At 71.6% G+C, this 20,362-nt stretch carries 19 protein-coding genes and 1 riboswitch; of the genes, 14 read left to right on the forward strand and 5 right to left on the reverse strand.

Annotation, left to right across the window (positions count from 1 at the left end; genetic code table 11):
• Positions 1–213 precede the first annotated feature (213 nt).
• The 14 genes from ACTWO6_RS18930 (at position 214) to ACTWO6_RS18995 (ending at position 14,106) form a co-directional block, all read left to right on the forward strand.
• Positions 214–1,104, forward strand: coding sequence for a helix-turn-helix domain-containing protein (locus ACTWO6_RS18930; protein ID WP_446215161.1), 891 nt, complete (start codon positions 214–216; stop codon positions 1,102–1,104).
• On the forward strand, positions 1,097–1,312 hold the full coding sequence (locus ACTWO6_RS18935) for a DUF397 domain-containing protein (protein WP_446215162.1): 216 nt from the start codon (positions 1,097–1,099) through the stop codon (positions 1,310–1,312). Before ACTWO6_RS18930 ends, ACTWO6_RS18935 begins: the two co-directional genes overlap by 8 nt.
• Positions 1,313–1,385: 73 nt before the next feature.
• Positions 1,386–1,721, forward strand: coding sequence for a nucleotide pyrophosphohydrolase (locus tag ACTWO6_RS18940; protein WP_446215163.1), 336 nt, complete (start codon positions 1,386–1,388; stop codon positions 1,719–1,721).
• Positions 1,722–1,849: 128 nt separating this feature from the next.
• Positions 1,850–3,796 (forward strand): DNA/RNA helicase domain-containing protein, encoded by a 1,947-nt coding sequence (locus ACTWO6_RS18945; RefSeq protein ID WP_446215164.1) that lies wholly within the window; start codon positions 1,850–1,852, stop codon positions 3,794–3,796.
• Positions 3,797–4,035: 239 nt separating this feature from the next.
• A complete protein-coding gene (locus ACTWO6_RS18950) occupies positions 4,036–4,920 on the forward strand; it encodes a hypothetical protein (protein WP_446215165.1) in 885 nt (294 codons plus the stop codon).
• Positions 4,921–5,126: 206 nt separating this feature from the next.
• A riboswitch (SAM riboswitch) is annotated at positions 5,127–5,245 on the forward strand.
• Between the two features lie 169 nt (positions 5,246–5,414).
• Positions 5,415–5,645 (forward strand): hypothetical protein, encoded by a 231-nt coding sequence (locus ACTWO6_RS18955; protein WP_446215166.1) that lies wholly within the window; start codon positions 5,415–5,417, stop codon positions 5,643–5,645.
• A gap of 34 nt (positions 5,646–5,679) precedes the next feature.
• Positions 5,680–6,111: a hypothetical protein gene (locus tag ACTWO6_RS18960; protein ID WP_446215167.1), complete on the forward strand. Its 432-nt coding sequence runs from the start codon at positions 5,680–5,682 to the stop codon at positions 6,109–6,111.
• Positions 6,112–6,229: 118 nt separating this feature from the next.
• On the forward strand, positions 6,230–8,665 hold the full coding sequence (locus ACTWO6_RS18965) for an AAA family ATPase (protein ID WP_446215168.1): 2,436 nt from the start codon (positions 6,230–6,232) through the stop codon (positions 8,663–8,665).
• Positions 8,662–9,066: a hypothetical protein gene (locus ACTWO6_RS18970; protein ID WP_446215169.1), complete on the forward strand. Its 405-nt coding sequence runs from the start codon at positions 8,662–8,664 to the stop codon at positions 9,064–9,066. Before ACTWO6_RS18965 ends, ACTWO6_RS18970 begins: the two co-directional genes overlap by 4 nt.
• A complete protein-coding gene (locus ACTWO6_RS18975; protein WP_446215170.1) occupies positions 9,063–9,533 on the forward strand; it encodes a DUF4190 domain-containing protein in 471 nt (156 codons plus the stop codon). Before ACTWO6_RS18970 ends, ACTWO6_RS18975 begins: the two co-directional genes overlap by 4 nt.
• An 83-nt stretch (positions 9,534–9,616) precedes the next feature.
• Complete coding sequence (locus ACTWO6_RS18980) at positions 9,617–10,117, forward strand: hypothetical protein (RefSeq protein ID WP_446215171.1); 501 nt, start codon at positions 9,617–9,619, stop codon at positions 10,115–10,117.
• Positions 10,118–10,350: 233 nt separating this feature from the next.
• Positions 10,351–10,776: a hypothetical protein gene (locus ACTWO6_RS18985; protein ID WP_446215172.1), complete on the forward strand. Its 426-nt coding sequence runs from the start codon at positions 10,351–10,353 to the stop codon at positions 10,774–10,776.
• A 33-nt stretch (positions 10,777–10,809) separates the two neighbouring features.
• Positions 10,810–13,422: a caspase, EACC1-associated type gene (locus tag ACTWO6_RS18990; RefSeq protein WP_446215173.1), complete on the forward strand. Its 2,613-nt coding sequence runs from the start codon at positions 10,810–10,812 to the stop codon at positions 13,420–13,422.
• Between the two features lie 81 nt (positions 13,423–13,503).
• Positions 13,504–14,106: a TetR/AcrR family transcriptional regulator gene (locus tag ACTWO6_RS18995; RefSeq protein ID WP_446215174.1), complete on the forward strand. Its 603-nt coding sequence runs from the start codon at positions 13,504–13,506 to the stop codon at positions 14,104–14,106.
• A 55-nt stretch (positions 14,107–14,161) separates the two neighbouring features.
• On the opposite strand, the gene ACTWO6_RS19000 is transcribed toward ACTWO6_RS18995, so the two are convergent.
• Genes ACTWO6_RS19000 through ACTWO6_RS19020 form a run of 5 tightly spaced genes read right to left on the reverse strand, consistent with a single transcriptional unit; the run spans position 14,162 to position 20,343 of the window.
• Positions 14,162–15,325, reverse strand: a complete 1,164-nt coding sequence (locus ACTWO6_RS19000) for a Glu/Leu/Phe/Val dehydrogenase dimerization domain-containing protein (RefSeq protein WP_446215175.1) — start codon at positions 15,323–15,325, stop codon at positions 14,162–14,164.
• Positions 15,325–16,908 carry a 5-guanidino-2-oxopentanoate decarboxylase gene (locus ACTWO6_RS19005; RefSeq protein ID WP_446215176.1) on the reverse strand — a complete coding sequence of 528 codons (1,584 nt, stop codon included), beginning with the start codon at positions 16,906–16,908 and terminating at the stop codon, positions 15,325–15,327. Before ACTWO6_RS19005 ends, ACTWO6_RS19000 begins: the two co-directional genes overlap by 1 nt.
• A complete protein-coding gene (locus tag ACTWO6_RS19010; RefSeq protein ID WP_446215177.1) occupies positions 16,905–18,947 on the reverse strand; it encodes an acetate--CoA ligase family protein in 2,043 nt (680 codons plus the stop codon). Before ACTWO6_RS19010 ends, ACTWO6_RS19005 begins: the two co-directional genes overlap by 4 nt.
• Complete coding sequence (locus tag ACTWO6_RS19015) at positions 18,944–20,104, reverse strand: acyl-CoA dehydrogenase family protein (RefSeq protein WP_446215178.1); 1,161 nt, start codon at positions 20,102–20,104, stop codon at positions 18,944–18,946. The genes ACTWO6_RS19010 and ACTWO6_RS19015 overlap by 4 nt, the downstream gene beginning before the upstream one ends.
• Positions 20,105–20,163: 59 nt before the next feature.
• Positions 20,164–20,343 carry a hypothetical protein gene (locus ACTWO6_RS19020; protein WP_446215179.1) on the reverse strand — a complete coding sequence of 60 codons (180 nt, stop codon included), beginning with the start codon at positions 20,341–20,343 and terminating at the stop codon, positions 20,164–20,166.
• Positions 20,344–20,362: the final 19 nt, after the last annotated feature.

The raw sequence follows: 20,362 nt of genomic DNA on the forward strand, positions 1-20,362 counted from the left end.
GGCTGCTCATGGATCGTGCTTGTCGGTCCTGGTAGCTACCGTCGGCGCCGCACCGAGCCGCGTCCTTGTAGTCAGCATGTGACAGTGCGAAGTGGAAGCGCAACGTTCCACGGCAGAATTCTTGCCAGAAGCATTGACTTTCTTTACTGAAACCTGTACGAGTTACAAAGCGGCGTCACGCAGTGTTGCAGGACGGAATCAGGGAGTGCTCGGATGGCAGAGGACATCGGATCGACCGTGCCGCGCCGGCAGCTCGGCCGGCTGCTGCGCCAGTTCCGCACCGAGGCCGGCGTGACGCTCGACGCCGCCGCTGAGGCACTCGAATACAGCCGGCAGAAGATCTGGCGCATCGAGTGCGGCCTGGGCGCGGTCCGGGTGCTCGACGTCAAGGCGATGTGCGAGCTGTACAACGTGTCTGCGGAGATGACCGAGGCGATGCGCGGGCTCGCCGCGGAGACGAAGTCGAAGGGCTGGTGGCACGCGTACGGGGACGCGGTGCCGAACTGGTTCGAGCTGTACGTCGGCCTGGAATCCGCCGCCGCTTCGCTTCGCCAGTATCAAGAGACCGTCATCCCGGGGCTATTGCAGACTCGGGAGTACATCCAGGCGCTGGCGCGCATCGACCAGCCGTCGGCGAACGATGAGGAGCGCGAACACGCCGTGCAGGTGCGCCTGCAGCGGCAGAATTTGCTGACCCGTCGGTTGCCGCAACCGCCCCGCTTGGACGCGGTCATCTCCGAGGCCGTGCTGAGGCGGCGAGTTGGCGGACATGCGGTCATGATCGGACAGCTCAACGGGCTTCTCGAAGCTTCCGAGCGACCAAACGTCTCGCTGCGGGTGGTTCCGCTCGCCGCCGGGCCGCACATCGGGGCCGTCGCCGGCTCGTTCGTCATCCTGGACTTCCCCACCACCAAGGCCGGCCGAGCGGCACCTGAGCCGTCCGTCGTCTACAGCGAGTCGCTCACCGGTGCGCTCTACCTCGACAAGCCTGCCGAGCTGCGGGCATATGAAAACGCCTTCAACAGCGCAGCTCGACTGTCCCAAGGTGAGGCAGAATCGAGGGACACGATCAAGAGGATCATCGGGGAGCTGCGACATGACTGACCTGACGGGCGCCGTCTGGCGCAAGAGCACCCGCAGCGGCGGCAACGGTGGCGAGTGTGTCGAGGTCGCCACCAACCTCCCCGGCATCGTTGCCGTACGCGACTCCAAGGACCAGCTTGGTGCGGTTCTGGCGTTCATGCCGGCGGCCTGGACCAGCTTTGTAGCGCAGGCCAGCGCTCCCGGCTTCATCGGAGACGCGCGCGGCTGATAGCGGTGAGAGCGCCATTGATCGTTCTTGGGCGGCCCAGCCTGAGGACCCGTCACATGAGAGCCTTTCTACCGTGAGCGACCTGACTACTCAGGTGAGGGCCTTCGCCGAGGAGCGGGACTGGCAGCAGTTCCACACGCCAAAGAACCTCGCCATGGCCCTCGCCGGCGAGGTCGGCGAGCTGCTGGCCGAGTTCCAGTGGCTCACTCCCGAGCAGGCGTCCGCCGTGATGGAGGACACGGAGGCCGCTGCCAGGGTGAGGGCCGAGATCGGTGACGTAATGATCTATCTGACCCGACTCGCCGACGTCCTCGGCATCGACCTGGTCGAGGCAGCCCTCACCAAGCTCGACGAGGTCGCCGTCCGCTATCCCGTCCACCAGGTGAAAGGGTCCGCCGCCAAGCGGTGAGCGGGCATGCGAGGAGTTGATCTCTTCGCTACAGTCCACCTCGTAGAAGCGCGTTCCGACGGGCTTCCGGCTGTCGCCGGATACGCCCCCCATGCGCACGATCACTTCGTGCTGCCCGGGGGCCTTTGTTGTCAGCGTTCCGCACCTCCGCCGACGGTCTCCTGCGCCTGGCCGTCAGCGGCACCCTTGCCGACCGGATCGCCGAACAGGTCGGCCACGCCGTGAGCCCCAGCGAACGCCGGTCCTGGGATCGCAGCCTGCCGATGCTCGCGCAGGATCTCGCCGACGCGGGTTTGGGCCAGGTGGAGATGCTGGTCGAATACCAGCTCCCACTGACCAGCAAGCGGGTCGACGTGGTGCTCGCCGGTGTGCACCCGAATACCGCCGACGACTCCTACGTCGTGGTGGAGCTGAAGCAGTGGTCGCAGGCGGAGTCCTACGAGGGCTCCGACCGGCTGGTCCTGGTCGAGCACGCGCGGGGGCCGCGCCTGCACCCGGGTGTCCAGGTCGGCGACTACTGTGATTACCTCACCGACTTCCTCGGCGTGCTCTCCAACCGGCGCAACCCGATCGTCGGCGCCGCGTACCTGCACAACGCGGTCGACCGGGACGTCAACGACCTCTTCGCCCGCCGCCCGACCGAGCAGAGCCGAATCTTCACCAAGCAGCGGCGCGGCCAGTTCCTCGACTACCTCCGCACCCACCTGGCGCCCGCGTCGGGCGCGGCCGCCGCCGACCGCTTCCTCACCAGCGCCGTCCGGCCCAGCAAGCATCTGCTGACGTACGCGGCCCAGGAGCTGAAGGAACGGTCGCACTTCACGCTGCTCGACGAGCAGCGCCTGGCGTACGAGCTGGTGTTGCACGCGGTCGAGCGCGCCCGCGCCGCGGACCGCAAGTCGATCGTGGTCGTGTCCGGCGGGCCGGGCAGCGGCAAGAGCGTGATCGCGTTGTCGGTGCTCGGTGAGCTGGCCCGGCAGCAGCGTTCGGTCATGCACGCCACCGGCTCCCGGTCGTTCACCCAGACCCTGCGCCGCTACGCCGGCAAGGGGTCGACCCGGCTGAAGAACATGTTCGGGTACTTCAACAGCTTCATGTCGGCCGAGCGCAACGGCTTCGACGTGCTGATCTGCGACGAGGCGCACCGGATCCGGGAGACCTCGGTCAACCGGTTCACGCCGAAGACCAAGCGGGACAAGGCCCGCCCGCAGATCGACGAGCTGATCGCCGCCGCGCGCGTGCCGGTCTTCCTGCTGGACGAGCACCAGGTGGTCAAGCCGGGCGAGCTGGGCAGCGTGGATGTCATCTCGGCGTACGCGAAGCAACTGGAACTGGACGTGGAGGTCGTCTCACTGCACGACCAGTTCCGGTGCGGCGGCAGCGAGGCGTACGAGCAGTGGGTTCTCGACCTGCTCGGCCTCGACGGCGGCAAGCCGTCGGTCTGGGTCGGCGACGGCCGGTTCGACCTGCGGTTGGCGGAGTCGCCAGAGGAGATGGAGGCGTTCCTGGCGGCCAAGCAGGCCGCCGGGGAAACGGCGCGCATGTCGGCGGGCTACTGCTGGCCGTGGAGTGACCCGCGGCCGGACGACTCGCTGGTGCCGGACGTGCAGATCGGTGGCTGGTCTCGGCCGTGGAACGTCAAGAGCGACCGCAGCATCGGCGACGCGCCCGGCAGCGCCTACTGGGCGACCGATCCGCACGGCTTCGGCCAGGTGGGCTGCGTCTACACCGCGCAGGGCTTCGAGTACGAGTGGTCGGGCGTCATCATCGGGCCGGATCTGGTCGCCCGCGACGGCCGGCTGGTGACCCAGCGGGCGGAGTCGAAGGACCCCGCGTTCCGCAGCCGGAAGCAGCTCAGCGACTTCGAGGCGGACCGGCTGATCCGCAACACCTACAAGGTGCTGATGACCCGGGGCATGCGCGGCACCATCCTCTACTCCACCGACCCGGAGACGCGCGAATACCTGGCATCGCTGGTCCGCGTCCGCCGCAGCTTGGAGACGGTGTACGAGGTCCTCGCCTCTGGGCATCGAACCCGACCCTCGATGTGTCCTGACACCGAGACGGCAACTGACTAGAGTCATGAGCAAGCAAGCGGCTCGACAGGCTTTCGATCCTGAACACGCCTCCACCGCACGAGTTTCTCGTGCTCTAGGGGCGGAGATCAGTGTCAGCCCACTTCTATGTGTACGTCGGATTGAGTTCCGTCGGAAACTACGAGACTGGGAAGGCTGAGGGAATCTGGGGCTGGGAGTCCAGTGTCTTGGACGGCGGGAACGGCGCCGACTCGCGAAGTAATCGGGATATCGCCCTAACTATGCGTGCCAACGACTACCTGATATTCGGCTTCTACGTCCCCGGCGGTCCCCGAGCTAAGAACCACCAGGCATTCTTCGATGGCACATTGACGGAAGTGACAGTCACTCGGGTGGTGCGTCCACTGTACAGATCCGACGCAGAGATATGGACCGACAAGCTGTATCCCGAACGCGTCGATCTGGAGGTGCTCGACGCGTTTACGCAAATACCCGGACCGCAGTTCGGCTTGCCCTCGATGCGGGCGCTGCGCATGTCAGGCACGAAGCAAGGAGCGCCGGTTGCTGGCGGACCCCCTACCGCAATGGGCCTCGCCACGGCGATCGAGGACCAGTCCGACGACTCGGTAGGGTTCGAAGGCGACCTTGACGCGCTGATCATGGCTTTTCGTCGGCGAGAACAGCGCCAGCTCAGGAAGATCAAGTTCGGGGCGCGGGCGATCATCACGTGTGACCTATGCGGCCGAGACCTGCCAGCACGCCTCGTCACAGCGGCCCACATTAAACGGCGCGCCGAAGCCGGCAGAGATGAACGCCTGAACCCATACAACATTATGGCGGCCTGCCTCCTCGGCTGCGACGCCCTCTTCGAGCACGGCCACGTCTACGTCGACTCGACGGGAGTGATCCGAGATAACACCACCGGCCAAGCCGGTCTGCGGGAGGCAGTCGGCCGCTTGGCAGGTCGCCGCTGCAGCGCTCATCATTCTGGCTCGCGCACCTTTTTCGAAGCACACGCTGAGCGGGCACGCAAATTTGCTCCGGTCACCCAGGAGCGGGCCGACACGGCCTGGCCGGTGGTCCAGACAACGGTGGACACGAAGCTATCTCGATCGAAATCAACTCCGACCAATCCGGCTGCCGCCAATGCTGAACTGCCGACGTGACCTCCGGCAACAGGTCGTCAGACGGTCCTGATACATCCGCCTCGCTGCCGAGGGCCTGGGACTACCACCTCCGGCGGCCCGCGGGGCTCGGCGTGCCTAGCCAGCTCCACCCCCTCAGCCCCCGGTCTGTGCGGCCTGTCGTGGTGTGGCGTACGCGGGGCAGGCTTGCCGCGCACCGTCATGATCCATAGACTGCGCGACGAGAAGGTCCTGAGTGGCCAGCGTCAAGCCTCCCGGCTTGCTGGCCCGGCAACCGCGCCACCCGCGCACGGTGCCTCCGGGGGAAGACCGGGCCGACCGTCATCGCGGCCGGCAAGAGCGGGTGCCGCCGAGGCACCGGAAAGCGAGCATTCCCGTGCCTTTCGATGACCCCAACCTCACCACGTTCAACGTGTGCCTGAGCTGCGCCGGCCTCCGGGTGGACAGCCGCGCGAGCACCGCTACACCTGCCAGCCCCGTACCCCGACTGGAAGCGGCGGTGGTAGCGCCGGGACATGGGCTGCGACCTGGACCTGCGCGTGCTCTGCGTGCGTGGCACGGTGACCACCTGGAGCAAGTGCTCCTGTCTGGCCTGCGACCTGTGCCGGCAAATCTCGGAGCGGGTCGGGCGGCGGTACGGTGCCCGGTCAGCCCTACCCCTCGGCCGGCACTCGATCATGAACGGTGACCTCGTACGGATGGAGGGGTGGGCGACGCAGACGTCCGCGCCGAAGTGGACCCGCTGATGTCGACCGGGCAGGGGCGGAAGTCGCTGCGCCGATGACAGCCGGGCAGAGTTCGCGCGGCGTCAGCGAGCTGCGGGCGGTCGAGTTCCTGTTCACCGCGTACGACACCCCGCCCCTCGGCATGGCCGTGCTGGTGGACAGACTGCCGGCGCTGAACTACCTGCATCGCTGGCAGGGCGGCGAGATCACGGCGATGCCCGCCGGCTATGACCTGAGCCCGCGGCACGCGGGCCTGAAGCCCACCCTGGTCCGGCTCGCCGAGCTCGTCGCCAGACGCCCGGACCTGATGTTCGCGCACGTCAGGGCGCACGCCCGCCATGCTTTGAACGGGGCCGCCGACAGCTTGGCGCACATGGCGCACCCGGGTCGAGGAGCCGTTCGATGTACGCCCCCGGGCGGACGACCTGGCCGAGGCGTTCCTGCGCCACTGGCACGTTGCGCTGACGGCCTGACCGCCGATCTATAGACGACAGCAACTTTACAGCGTCGCCGCGCGACCACCGTCGGCGAACCGGCGCAAGCCGGAACCGTCGACCCCGCACGCCCTCCCCATTCCCGCATCAGCACCCGTCGGAGGTCGCCTGATGAACCGCACCGAACCCCTGGTCGAGCTGATCTTCGAGCGGCTTGCCGCCGACCGCGTACCCGATGACACCGCCGAGGTGGTCCTCGCCGCGCTCAGCGACGAGGCCGACCTGGACGCGGCACTCGCCGGCAAGCCCACCGCGTTGGAGCCGCAGCGTCCGGCGGCGGACGAGCCGCGGGAGCGGATCTGGCTCTCGTCGGTCACCGTCGCCGGATTCCGCGGCGTCGGCCCGGAGCGCACCCTCGCCATCGAACCCGGTCCGGGCCTGACCGTGGTGGTCGGCCGCAACGGCTCCGGCAAGTCCAGTTTCGCCGAGGCGGTGGAGCTGGCCCTGACCGGCGACAGCGCCCGCTGGGCGGACCGCAACAGCGTCTGGCGTACCGGGTGGCGCAACCTGCACCACCCGGAGGTGTGCCGGATCGGCGTCGAGCTGCGCGTTGACGGCGCCGCCACGCCGACCCGGGTGGTGCGGTCCTGGCCGGCCGACGGCGAGCTGGGCGACGCGACGACCACCGTGACGAGCGCGCACGGCCGCCACGCGGACCTCGACGAGCTGGGGCTGGCCCGGCCGCTGGGGCTCTACCGGCCGTTCCTCACCGCCGCCGAGCTGGGGCGCCTCGCCGCCGGCACGCAGAGCCAGCTCTTCGACGCGCTCTTCGCGATCCTCGGCCTGGAGGCGATCACCGACGCCGACCGGCGGCTGATGGGCGCCGCGCGGCCCGTCGACGCGGCCATCAAGGAGGTACGCGCGCAGCGCGCCGCCCTCGCCGGACTGCTCGGGATGGTGGACGACGACCGCGCCCGGCGGGCGGCCGCGCTGCTCGCCGCCAGCCGGCCGGATTTGACCGCGCTGGTCGCGATCCTCGACGAGCCGGACGATCCGACCGCCGACGCTACGGTGCTGCTGTGCCGGCGGTTGGCCGCCCTGTCGCTGCCCGACGTCGACCAGGTGGCCGGGCTCGCCGGGCAGCTGCGGGACGCCGCCGCGAACGCCCGCCGCCACGACGGGGGACGCTCCCGGGCCTCGCTGCGCAGCGCGGAGCTGCTGCGGCTGGCCCTCGAGCACCACGACGACCGGGGCGACGACGCGTGCCCGGTCTGCGCCACCGGCCGGCTCGACGGGGACTGGCGGACCCGGGCCGCCGCGGCGCTGAACGAGCTGCGCGACCGGACCCTCGCTGCGCAGGCCACCGCCGCCCGGCTCAACACGCTCGTGCAGCGGGCCCACCACCTGATCGACGACCTGGACGTACCCGACGCGGAGGCGCCGGACGTGCCGCTGGCCCGGCTGCGGGACGCCGTGGCGGCGCTGCGGCTGGCCCCCGGCGGGCCGGAGGAGCTCGCCGAGCACCTGAGCGCCCGGTACCCGGCGGTCGTCGCGGCGGCGGAGGATCTCCGCTCGTACGCGAAGGGCCTGCTCCGCCAGCGCGACACCGGTTGGCAGGCCGCGGCGGCCGACCTGCGGGGTTGGCTGCTCGCCGCCGGGCGGCTGCCGGAGCGAGAGCGGACCCTCGCCCGGTTGAAGGCCGCCCGGAACTGGTTGAAGGCCACGGCGACCGAGCTGCGCAACCAGCGGGTGGCGCCGTTCGCCGCGCACTCGCAGCGGATCTGGGCGCAGCTGCGCCAGGAGAGCAACGTCGAGCTCGGGGCGATGGCCCTGGAGGGAACCCACACCCGACGGCGGGTGGTCTTCCCGGTCAGCGTCGACGGCACCGACAACGGCACCGCGCTGGGCGTGATGAGTCAGGGCGAGATGCACGCGCTCGGGCTGGCGACGTTCCTGCCGCGCGGCTACGCGCCGGAGAGCCCGTTCCGGTTCATCGTGGTCGACGACCCGGTGCAGAGCATGGACCCGTCGAAGGTGGACGGGCTGGCGCGGGTCTTCGCCGAACTGGCCGAGCAGCGGCAGGTGGTGGTCTTCACCCACGACACCCGGCTGCCGGAGGCGGTGGAGCGGCTGAACCTGGGACAGGCCCGGATCGTCGAGGTGACCCGCGCCGAGCGGTCGGTGGTGACGTTGCGGCCCGGCTCCGACCCGGTGACCCGCTACCTGGACGACGCGTACGCGCTGTCGCGCAATGAGGAGATCGCCGCCGAGGTGCGCGGCCCGGTGGTGGCGGAGCTGTGCCGCTCGGCGATCGAGGCGGCCTGCCACCGGATCGTCTGGCGGCAGCGGGTGGCCCGCGGGGTGCCGCACGACCAGATCGAAGGGGCTGTCGTGGCCGCGTCCCGGCGGCTTACCACCACCGTCGCGTTGGCGCTCTTCGACGACGCCGACCGGGGCGGCGACGTGCTCGGGTATCTGAGTCGCCGGTACGGGTCGCGGGCGGTGGGCGCGTACAAGGCGTGCAAGGAAGGCGTGCACGGGGCGTACCTGGTGGACCTGCCCGGCCTGGTCGCGGACGCCCGCCACCTCGCGGCGGTGCTGTCGTGACCCCGCCGACGCCCCGGCACTGCCTGGCGGCGGCCGACCAGCTGCTGCGCGGCGCCGGCGCGCTCGGCGCGACCGCGGTGACCGCCGGCTGGTGGCCGCGGGCGTGCGCCTGCCTGATCCGGCTCGCGCTCGAGGGCGGCATCGACGCCTACTGGCGGCGGGTCAAGCCGACGGTTGCCTCGTGCCGGCAGGGCCGGGCGAAGCAGCTGATGCTGCGCGGGCGGCTCGGGCCCGGCATCGGCGTCGCCCGCCGGATCGCGTTCACGTGGGCGACCCTGTCGACCGCCGCCCACCACCACTGCTACGAGCTGGCGCCGACCGCCGCCGAGCTGCGTCGCCTGCACACCGAGGTGAGTGTCCTGCTCACCCAACTCAACGGAAGAACGGAACCCGAACGATGACGTACCCGCAGCCCGGCCCCGACCCCACCCGCCCGCAGCCGCCGGTCTCCGGGGTCCCGAGGCTGTACCCGCCGGTGTCCGCCGTTTCCGGGCCGTACCCGCCGGCGTCCGGACCTCCCGGCCCGTACCCGCCGGTCTCGGCCGGGCCCTACCAGCCCGGCGGCTACCTGCCGGCGGTGCAGCGGATCGCTGTGCAGGCGCCGCTGACGTCGGGCATGGCCACGGCGTCGCTGGTGCTCGGGGTCCTCGGCGTGCTCGGCGGGTGGTGCCTGTTCGGGCTGCCCTGCATCCTGGCCGTCATCCTCGGCCACATCGCCCTGGGGGAAACCCGGGACGGCACGAGGTCGGGGCACGGCATGGCGGTCGCCGGTCTCGTCCTGGGCTACGTCTTCGTCGGCCCGATGATCGCCTTCACGGTCATGGTCTTCTTCGGCAGCGTCGTCGGCGCGGCCACCCCCACGCCCTGAGCCGGGCGGAGCAACGGAAGACACCGGCCACCACCGCGGCCGGCCAGGAGGCGCCCACGAGGCGCCGGAATGAGAGGTGTGGGATGTCCCAGGAGAATCACGGTCGCGCAGCGCGGTCGGTTGAGCTGTCCCGCGAGGACAACGGCTGCTTCGTCACGGCACGGTGGCACGCCGACGGCGGATCGACCGAAATCAGCGGGCCGGACGAGGTCGTCATCCGGGTCGCCGAGGACGCGGCGCCCGACGGTCGGGGGCGCGGTGTCACGTCGGCGGTCCTGCACCGGATGGGACGGCAGGTCGACGACATGGTGGCCGAATTCCACGAGCTGCCGAGCGTCGGGGCGTACCAGGTGATGGTGCGGCGCTACATCGAAGGACGGCTCGCCGCGCTCGCCCAGACACGGGGCGCGACGGCGGACGGCTTCCAGTCCGACCTGCTCGCCGTCTTCGATGACCTCGCCGGGCGCCGGAACCCCGACCCGCTCGGGGCGCTCGCCACGGCGACGGGCAGGTCGCGGGAAGCCCTCAACCAGCTTCTCGACGGGGCCCGCCAGCGGAACGATCATGAGGGGCATCCCGCGTGAACGCCACGCCCACCCGTACGGGGTGGCCAACCCGCCGCGCGAGCCGCCGGGCGTGGCCACCTAGACATCGTCGCGGGTCTGTCGGATGTACGTCACGCGCTCGGCCGTCGAGCGCTCGCGTTCGGGGCGGATCGGGTGGTGACGGACGTACCGCCGGCCAAGCTGCCGCGCCCGCGCGGGATCCCACCGCTGGCACCCTTGCACGGCGTACCGGGAGAGGCAACGATGAGATCATGGTCGATGGATTGATCTTGCGGGTCGTGCCCGACGGGCCGGTCACCGATGAGGAACTCGCCGAGCAGGCGCGCCATCTGAAGGACCACCTGAACCAGGTTCCGGGTGTCGAGGCGATGGAACTCGTCGAGGAGGCCGAGCCGGGGACGCGAGATCCGGTCAGCACCATCTTCGGCGTACTCACCCTCGCCGTCTTCGGCTATCCGACCGCGAAGCGGGCGGCGGCGGACATCAAGCACCTGACCGAGGTCATCAAGCGCTACCAGGAACGCAACAAGGGCAAGCGGCTGCGGATGAGCCTCCCGGACGGCACCGAGATCGACGTGCGGGACGTGTCGGAGAAGACCCTGACCGAGGTCATCAAGTCGGTGTCGGTGCCCCGGCAGGGCACGCCCGCCGTACCTCAAAATGTCGATGGTGAGTGACGCAGCGGCGTCCGGACCCGGTGGGCACCCACGGTGAAGCGCGCGCTCCTGATCGGTGTGGGCACCTACGGCAACGAAGCGCTGCCTGACCTGGACTCGCCCGCCAGTGACCTCAAGGAATGGGCCCGGCTGCTCCGGGATCCCGGGCTCGGCGCCTTCGACGACGTCCGGGACCGCCTCGACGAGGACTCACACGCCGCGCAGGTGACGCTCTACGACTTCCTGAAGAGCGCCGATCCCCACGACTTCCTGCTCGTGTACTACTCCGGCCACGGGCGACTGCACGACGGCCATCGCCTCTACCTCACTGCCTCCGACACGGACCCGGACCGCATTCCGCCGACCGCGGTACCGACAGACGAGCTGCGGCACTGGATCGACGAGTGCCGGGCCAGCGAGCTGGTACTGATCCTGGACTGCTGCCACGCAGGCGCCTTCGGCGACCTCAAGCAACGTGGGGACCGCAGCCGCATCGTCGTGGTGTCCGCCGGGGCCACCGAGTTGGCCCACGAAGGTGACGGTTACAAGCAGCACGCGCTGCCGTCCGCGTTCTCCGGCCCCTTTCTCGAGGGGCTGCGGACCGGCGCCGCCGACGGCGACGGCAACGGGATCATCAGCGTTCGGGAGGCCTTCGAGTACGCGGCTGTACGGATGGTCGACCGGGAACGCCGGCAGACGCCCCAGATGCGGGCCGCCGGCGTCGGGGACCTGATCCTCAGCAACGCGCCCCGGCGGCCCGAGCTGATTCCGGGCGACCTCCTCGCGCTCACCCGGAGCGGGCTCGCGTCGGCACGGGTGCTGGCCGTGGACGAGCTGAGCAACTGGGCGCACGGCAATCACCGGACCCGCGAGCAGCTGGTGGCCGCGTTCGAGACACTCGAGACCCTGGAGCGGGACCCGGCGGAGCGCGTGGCCGCGCGAGCCCGGCAGGCCCTGTCGGGTCGCCTCCGCGTCGCCCGCGCCGAGGTCGAGGACGAGCTCGGCCCGGAGCCGCCGGGCGACCCGAACTGGGCGGCTGGCAGCACGTTCTACGAGGTGAACGTACGGTTCTTCTACGACTCTGACGGCGACGGCCACGGCGACCTGCGCGGCATCACCGAGAAGCTGGACTACCTGCGCCGGCTGGGGGTGGACTGCCTGCTGCTGAACCCGATAATGGCGTCACCGTCACTGAGTGATGGTCGGGCGGCGTCCGACTTCGAGGCCATCGACGAGGGCCTCGGACAGCCGTCGCACCTGCTGGAGCTGCTCAGCCTCGCCCGTCGGCAGGGCCTGCGGATGGTGCTGGACCTGGTGCTCAACCACACCAGCGACGAGCATCCGTGGTTCGAGGCCTCCCGAAGCGACCCGGACGGCCCGTACGGAAACTTCTACGTGTGGCGTGACACGGGCGACGACTACGCCGAGGCGGACGAGCCGCTCAGCAGCCGTGGCGCGGGTTGGACGTACGACGGTAGACGGCGACAGTACTACTGGCACCGCTACAGCCAGCACGAGCCGGACCTGAACTATGACGCGCCCGAGGTGCTGGCCGCGATGCGTGACGTGATGGACTTCTGGCTCCGGCAGGGGGTCGACGGCCTGCGCCTGCTCACGGTTCCCTACCTGTTCGAGCGCAGCGGCACGTCGAGCAAGGGACTCGACGAGACGCACAGCTACCTGCGCGAGCTGCGGTCCTGGATGGACTCGACCTACCCGAACCGGATCATCATCGCGTGGAGCGAGGACTGGCCGGAGGGCGCCAGCTCCTACTTCGGCACGCAGGAGCACCCCGAGTGCCACCTGGTGATGTACGCCTCGCTCATGCCGAGTCTGCTGCTCGCCATGCGGCGTGAGACGCACCGGCCGGTGTCACGGGTGCTGTCGCAGATGCGTGACCAGCCGGGTGACCGTCACTGGGCGGTGTTTCTCCGGAACGGGGACGAGATGTCGCTGGGCCTGCTGCATGATCGGGAACGCGACGAACTGCTGCACACCTACGCGCCGTTGGCCCGCATGCGGGGCGCGACCGGCATCCGCAGACGGACGGCCAGCCTGCTCAACGACGACCGGGGGCAGCTCGAACTCGCCTTCGCGTTGCTGCTGTCAATGCCCGGCGTCCCGGTCGTCTACTACGGCGACGAGATCGGCATGGGCGAGAACCTGTCGCTGCCGGGTCACCTGGCGGTCCACACGCCGATGCAGTGGGCACCGGACCGCAACGGTGGCTTCTCCGTGGCACAGCCGGAGAACCTGCCGGCGCCGCTGATCCACGAGTCGATCTACGGCTACATGGCGGTCAACGTGGAGAACCAGCTCCGCGCACGGTCCTCCCTGCTGCACGTGGTGGAGAAGCTGATCGAGACGCGCCACGCCTGGACGGCGTTCTCCCGCCCTGGCTGCCGCATCGTCCGGTCGACCAACCCGGCCGTTCTCGCATTCCTCCGCGGCGACCGCGACGACGAGGTGCTGTGCTTGTTCAACTTCTCCCGCTACCCACAGACGACGACGCTGGCCCTGTCCTCCCACGCCGGCCGTCGGCCACGGGAGCTGATGGGCGGCGCCGAGTTCCCCAAGGTGCAGGAGTCAGGCGAATACGACCTCGGCGTGGCCGGTCATGGCTTCTTCCTGCTTTCCCTGGCGGAGGCACAGCCCTCGCCCGACTGAGGCCGGGGCCACGCCGCCGCTGACTGATCCGTCAGTCAAGTCGGAGGTATTCGCTCCCGGTGATGGGATAGCGTATCGAGCGTGACGAGAGGTTCGGCCGAGGTACGCCTGGACTCGCTGCTGCGTACCGCGTGCGACGTGATCGTTGAGCGTGGCCTGGCCAACACGCGCACCGCGGACGTGGCACGGGCCGCGGGTGTCAGCCAGGCGCTGGTCTTCTACCACTTCGCGACGAAGGAGCGGCTGCTCGCACAGGCCTTCGCCTACGCCGCCGAGCAGGATCTCGCCCGGCTCGACGCGGTCGTCGGCTCCGCCGCGACGCCGCTGGAGAAGCTGAGGAAGATCCTCAAGCTGTACGCGCCGACCGGCCGCTCGAAGGCCTGGGCGATGTGGATCGACGGGTGGTCGGAGTCGCTGCGGGTGCGTGAGCTGGAGAAGGTGTCCCGGCGGCTCGACCTGCGGTGGAAGGAGGCGTTGACCGAGGTCATCGCGGCTGGCGTCGCCGACGGCTCCTTGACCTGCGAAGACGCGAGGGGCGCCGCGTGGCGGATCAGCGGGCTCATCGACGGGCTGGCCGTGCAGATCGCCGTGCACGAGCGGGTCATCTCCCGCCGTCAGATGGCCGACTGGGTGCGCCTCAGCGCCGCCCGGGAGCTGGGTCTGCAGCCCGACCAGCTCACCTGACCGTCCGCGGCCTCCTTCGCCCGCGCCTCCTTCCGGTCCCGCGGTCCGGCGGGCGTCAGCGGAACCGGGCGGCGACCGCCTCGGCCCGTTCGGCGGACATCGCCAGCGCGGCGGTGCGCGGCGTGACGCCCGCCGACCCGGCCCGATCGAGCATCTCGGCGACGAGCCCGCGCAGGACTGTGGAGATCTTGGCGAAGGACGCCTGCGCGGTCGGCTCGATGTCGCCGAACAGCGTCCACCACCACCAGGCGTTGGTGGCGACGTTCGCCACGAAGTCCGGCACCACCGTCACGCCCCGGGCGGCGAGCGCCGCCTCCGCCGCCGGAGTCGTGGGCACGTTCGCGGCCTCGACCACCAGACGCGCCCGCACCCCGACCACGTTGGACTCGGTGATGACGTACGACATCGCGGCCGGCACCAGAATCTCCGCCTCGACGGTGAGCCACTCCTCGCGGGGCAGTCGCACATCGGTTGGGCGCAGCGCCGCGCGGTCCACACAGCCGTACGCGTCCCGCGAGAGCAGCAGCCGCTCGACGTCCAGCCCGTCGGGGTTGTGCACGACGCCCTGGGCGTCGCACACGCCGACCACCGGCACGCCGGCCCGGGCCAGGTAGCGCGCCGTCGCGCCGCCCATCGAGCCGAAGCCCTGCACCATCGCCCGCGCGCCGGCGCCGAGCAGCCCGAGGCGCTCGGCCGCGGCGAGCGCCGCCTCGGCCACGCCGTACCCGCCGACCTGGTCGGCCAGCCCCACCCCGTCCACCTCGACCGCGAAGCCGGCCTTCACCAGCGCCAGCGCGGCCTCCGGGTCGGGCAGCAGGCGCAGCGCCGCCTCGATCGTGGAGCGCAGGCCCACCTCGGCGGCCACCTCGTCCAGCACGTCCTGCCGCACCCCGAAGTCCTCGCCGGTGGACCAGTATGTCTCCAGCAGCGGCTTCATCGCGGCGAGGTAGCGCCGCATCACGCCGCGAGCCTCCGGGTCGTACGGCGAGCAGTCGATGCCGCCCTTGCCCCCGCCGAAGGGCACGTACGTGTCGCCCGCCGAGTAGACGACCGCCTCCTTGAGCGTCATGCCCCGGGCCAGGTCGCGCACCTCGTCGAGGGTGCAGCCCTCGCGCATGCGCAGCCCGCCGCTGGCGGCGCCGCGTACCAACCGGTCGAGGACCAGGTAGCCGCGCTTCCGGGTCACCTCGTCGGTCCACACGATCTCCAGGAACGACATCAGGGCGCATCGCCTTCCGGGACGAGGAGCAGGGAGGGGCCGGGGCGGCCGAAGGCGTCGGCCAGCTCGGCGGTGAGGTGATCCGGATCGCGGACAGTGACGCCGTACCCGCCGAGGGCGCGGGCGAGCGCGGCGAAATCGGGCACGGCCAGGTCGACCCCGAGCGGGGCGATGCCGGCCTCGCGCATCTCCGCCCGGATCTCGCCGTACCCGCCGTTGACGAAGACGACGACGGGCAGCGGGATGCCCTCCGCGGCCGCGGTGGCCAGCTCCTGCACGGAGAACATCAGCCCGCCGTCGCCGGCCAGGGCGAGCACCTGGCGGGCCGGCTGCCCGATGGCCGCTCCGATGGCCGCGGGTACCGCGTAGCCGAGCGTGCCGAAGCCGGTCGGGAAGCAGAAGCCGGCCGGCACGCGCACCGGCAGGTTGCCCAGCGCGCCGTAGTAGCAGCCCATCGCGTTGTCAGCGGTCACGATCGCGTCGCGGGCGAGCACTGCGGCGACGGCGTCCAGCCACGGCAGCCAGCGCGCGCCCTCCGCGCGCGCCTGCGCCCGCAGCCGCGCCCGCCAGGCCCGCGCCCGATCACCCTCCCTGGCCGGTACGCCCCGCAGTGCCGCGCCCAGCCCGGCCACGGCGGGTGCGGCGTCCGCCGCGATCGCGAGGTCGGGGCGGGCGTTGACGAGCAGCTGCGCCGGGTCGATGTCGACGCGGATCAGGCTGGCCGGACGCGCGGGCGGGCCGTACCACCAGTCGGTGGGGGCCAATTCGGTGCCGACGGCGAGCAGCACGTCGCAGTCGCCGACGAACTCCGCGGCCGCCGGCAGGTGCAGCGCCGAGCCGAGCGCGAGCAGGTCGTCCTCGGGCAGCACGCCCTTGCCGTTGGTGGTGGTCAGCACGGGCGCGCCGAGCCGCTCGGCGAGCACGCGCAGCTCCCCCGCCGCGCCCCGGGCGCCGCCGCCGGCGAGGATGCCCGGGCGCTCCGCCCGCGCCAGCGCGTCGGCCGCCCCGGCGACCAGCGACGGGTCGGGCGATCGACGGGCGGCCCGCAGCGGCGCCGCGATCTCGACCTCGGCGCGCTCGGCGAGCAGGTCCAGCGGGACCTCCAGGTGCACCGGGCGGGGCCGCTCAGCGGCGAACTCGGCGAACGCCTGGGCCACCGCCTCGGTGAGCTCGGCGTGGCTGGTCACGCGGTGGGCGATCCGGGTCACCGTCGACATCGCCGCTCGCTGGTCGCGCATCTCGTGCAGCAGCCCGGTGCCCCGCTGCGGGTGGTGCAGCGGCATCCCGGGTGAGATCACCAGCACCGGCACGGAGTCGGAGTACGACTGGCCGACGGCGGTGGCGATGTTGAGCAACGCCGGGCCGGTCGTGACGATCGCGACGCCGGGCCGGCCCGTGGTGCGCGCGTACCCGTCGGCGGCATAGCCGGCGCCCTGCTCGTGCCGCGGGGTGACGTGCCGGATCCCGTACCCGGTGAGATGCCGGTAGATCTCCAGGTTGTGGGTGCCCGGGATGCCGAAGACCACGTCCACGCCGTGCGCGGCGAGGCTCGCGACCAGCACCTCCCCCGCTGTGCTGTTCATCGCGCCAACTCCCAGTGGCAGTCGAGCGCGACGGCGCCGTGTGGCGTCGCGAGCACCGGGTTCAGGTCGAGTTCGGCGATCTCGGGATGGGCGGCGGCGACCCGGGACACGGCGACGATCACGTCCGCGAGGGCGTCCAGGTCGACCGCCGGCCGGCCGCGGAAGCCGGCGAGCAGCGCGGCGCCGCGCAGCCGCACGAGCAGGTCGCGAGCGCCGTCCCGGCCGACCGGCGCCAGGTCCACGGCGGTGTCGGCGATGAGTTCGGCGTACACGCCGCCGAACCCGACCAGCAGCACGGGGCCGAATCGCGGATCCCGCCTGGCACCGACGATGAGCTCGACGCCCTCGCGCAACTCGACCATCGTCTCGACGACGTAGCCTGCCGGCGCGAGGCGGCCGGTCATGTCGTCGAACGCGGCCGCGACCGCTGCCGCGTCGCCCAGCCCGAGCGCGACGCCCCGGACGTCGGACTTGTGCACCAGGCCCAGCGCCTTGAGCACGACCGGGTAGCCCAGCTCACCCGCGGCGACCAGCGCGTCGTCCCGGCTTCGCACGGCCCGGGCCGGCGGGAATGCCACCCCCGCCCCGGCGAGCAGCTCCCGCCCGGCCCAGTAGGCGTCCCCGGCGACCGCCCCCGCCGGGCGGGGCAGCTCGGGCGGGCCGGGACGGCGAAGGGCCGGCACGGCGGCGGCGACCGCCTGCTCGATCGCCGACCACACCGGCACGCCGCCCGCGGCGAGCCGGGCAGCGGTCGACGACCGGGCCGCCATGCTGTGCACGTACACCGGGCGGCCCGTCCGGTGCACCGCAGCGGCGATGGCGTCCGCGACCTCGCCCTCGGCCGCGGCCAGCTCCCCCGCCCCCTGCTCGCAGTAGGAGCCGAAGTACCCCGACAGCAGCACCGCGTCCACCTCGCTCGACTCGAGGACGGCGGCCACCACCGCCGCGTACGAGGTGATGTCCCGCTCGCCGCCGCCTGCCAGGTCCACGGGATTCCCCGTCGTCGCAGCGGGCGGCAGCAGCACCGCGAGTCGGGCGGCGAGGTCGTCGCTGAAGCCTGGCACCGCGAGCCGGGCGGCGACGGCGAGGTCGGCGGCGATCACGCCGTGCCCGCCACCGTCAGCGACCACGCCCAGGCGACGGGGTGCTGCTGGGAAGACGGCGGCGCGCACGCTCGCCGGGATCGCCGCGACGCGGGTGGCCTCGATCAGCTCGGTGGGGGTGGCCACGAGCCGTACGCCGGCGGCGCGGCACGCGGCGGTCAGCACGGCGGCGTCGCCGGCGAGCGCGCCGGTGTGCGACCGGGCGGCCCGCGCGCCCTCGGCCGAGCGCCCGGCCGTCAGCAGCACGACCGGGATGCCCGCGTCCACCGCGTCGGCCGCGGCGGCGACGAACGCCCGCCCGTCGCCGACGTCCTCGAGATAGACCGCCACCGCGCGGGTGGCCGGGTGGGCCGCGCACACCCGCAGCAGCTCTACGGCGGTCACGTCGGCCGCGTTGCCGAGCGAGGCGAAGCGCGAGAAGCCCAGCCCGCCCCGACGGGCGATCGCGCCGAGCTCGAGGGCCAGGTTGCCGCTCTGCGACACCAGCGCGATGTCGCCGGCGGGTAGCTCTCCCCAGAGCAGCCGCAGCCCGGCGGCCGCGTCTGCCACCCCCATGCAGTTGGGACCGAGCAGGACCGCGCCGGCGGCGCGTACCCGGGCGGCGACCTCGGCCTGCGCGGCGGGCGACAGCCCCGCGGTGATCCCGACGACGGCCTTGGCGCCCGCGGCGAGCGCCTCGTCCACCGTCGACGAGAACTGTGCCGCCGGAGTGGCGACCACGACGAGCTCCACCGGCTCGCCGAGCGCGGCGAGTGATGGCGCGAACGACACTCCGTCCAGCGCGCCACCGCGCCGGTTGACCAGGTGCACGCTGCGCCGCTCGCGGCCGGTCAGCGCTCCGACCGACAGCCGGTAGCCCCACTTGGTCGGCTGCTCCGACGCGCCGACGACCGCCACCGAGGTCGGGGCGAAGAGCGACTCGAGCGGCCGGTTCATCTCAGCGACCGGGCGATGATCATCCGCTGGATGTCCGAGGTGCCCTCTTCGATCTCCTCCAACTTGGCGTCGCGCATCCACTTCTCGGCGAGGAACTCCCGCGAGTAGCCCCAGCCGCCGAGCGTCTGCACCGCCGCCCAACTGCAGAACATCGCCGTCTCCGCGGCGGTGAGCTTGGCCATCGCGGATTCGGCCGTACATGGAAGGCCCGCGTCCAGGCGGCGGGCCGCGCGCCAGACCAGCAGTCGGGCGGCGTCGACCCGGGCGGCCATGTCGGCGAGCCGGAAGCCGACCGCCTGGTGCTCGATGATCGGCTTGCCGAACTGGGTGCGCTCCCGCGCGTAGTCGACGGCCAGCTCCAGGCAGGCGCGGGCCAGGCCGGTGGCGGAAGCGGCGAGCACGGTGCGGGAGATGTCGAAGGTGCGCATCAACCCGTAGAAGCCCTGCCCCTCCGCGCCGAGCCGGTCGGCCTCGGGCACGAACACGTCGTCGAGGAAGACCTCGGTGTTGACGATGGCCCGCTGACCCATCTTCCGCATCGGCGCGCCGAACGACAGGCCGGGCGTCCCGCGCGACAGCAGGAACGCGGTGACGCCGCGGGAGCGCAGTGCCGGGTCGAGCGTGGCGAAGACGACGTACGACTCGGCGACGCCACCGTTGGAGATCCAGGCCTTCTGACCGGTGAGCCGGTAGCCGCCGTCGACCGTGGTCGCCCGGGTGGTGATGGCGGCCGAGTCCGACCCGGCGTCGGGCTCGGTGACGGCGAGCGCGGTCATCGGTGGATCGTCCGTGCACAGCGGACGCAGCCAGCGTTCGCACTGCTCGGGGGTGCCCAGCTCGAGCACCGGGTCGGCGAAGAACCCGCCGGAGGTGAGCAGGTTGCCGATCGCCGCGTCGGCGGCGGAGAGCTCCTCCTGCACCAGGCACTGGGTGAACACGTCGGTGAAGCCGCCGCCACCGTACTCGGCCGGGAGCATGAACCCGGTGATGCCCACCTGCGCGGCCGCCCGCCACACCTGCCACGGCGTCTCGATGTCGGCCTCGTCCACGGCGCGCGCGGCCGGGCGGATCATGTCCCGGCCGAACTGCCGGCACAGCTCCAGGATGGCCTGCTGCTCCTCGGTGAGCGGCACGAGTTCGGTGGGCAGCCGCACCATGGAAAGACCTCCGGAGTCATCTCGTGCTGACTGATCACTCAGTCAACGGCAGGCGCGCGTCACCTGTCAATCAGGCCGCGCAACGTGGCCACGGTCAGCGCGCCCAGGGTGGGCAGGTGGTAGCCCCGCTCGCCGAGCGCGACGACCGGGAGAGGCTGGTTGGCGCCATTTGGTAGTAGATGTGGCGTTGCAAACATGGCACAACCCGTATGGCTACCCAGAGCGACGTGCAGCAGCATGTAGGGAGGCTCTAATGGG

It is taken from the genome of Micromonospora sp. IBHARD004 (assembly GCF_052814115.1).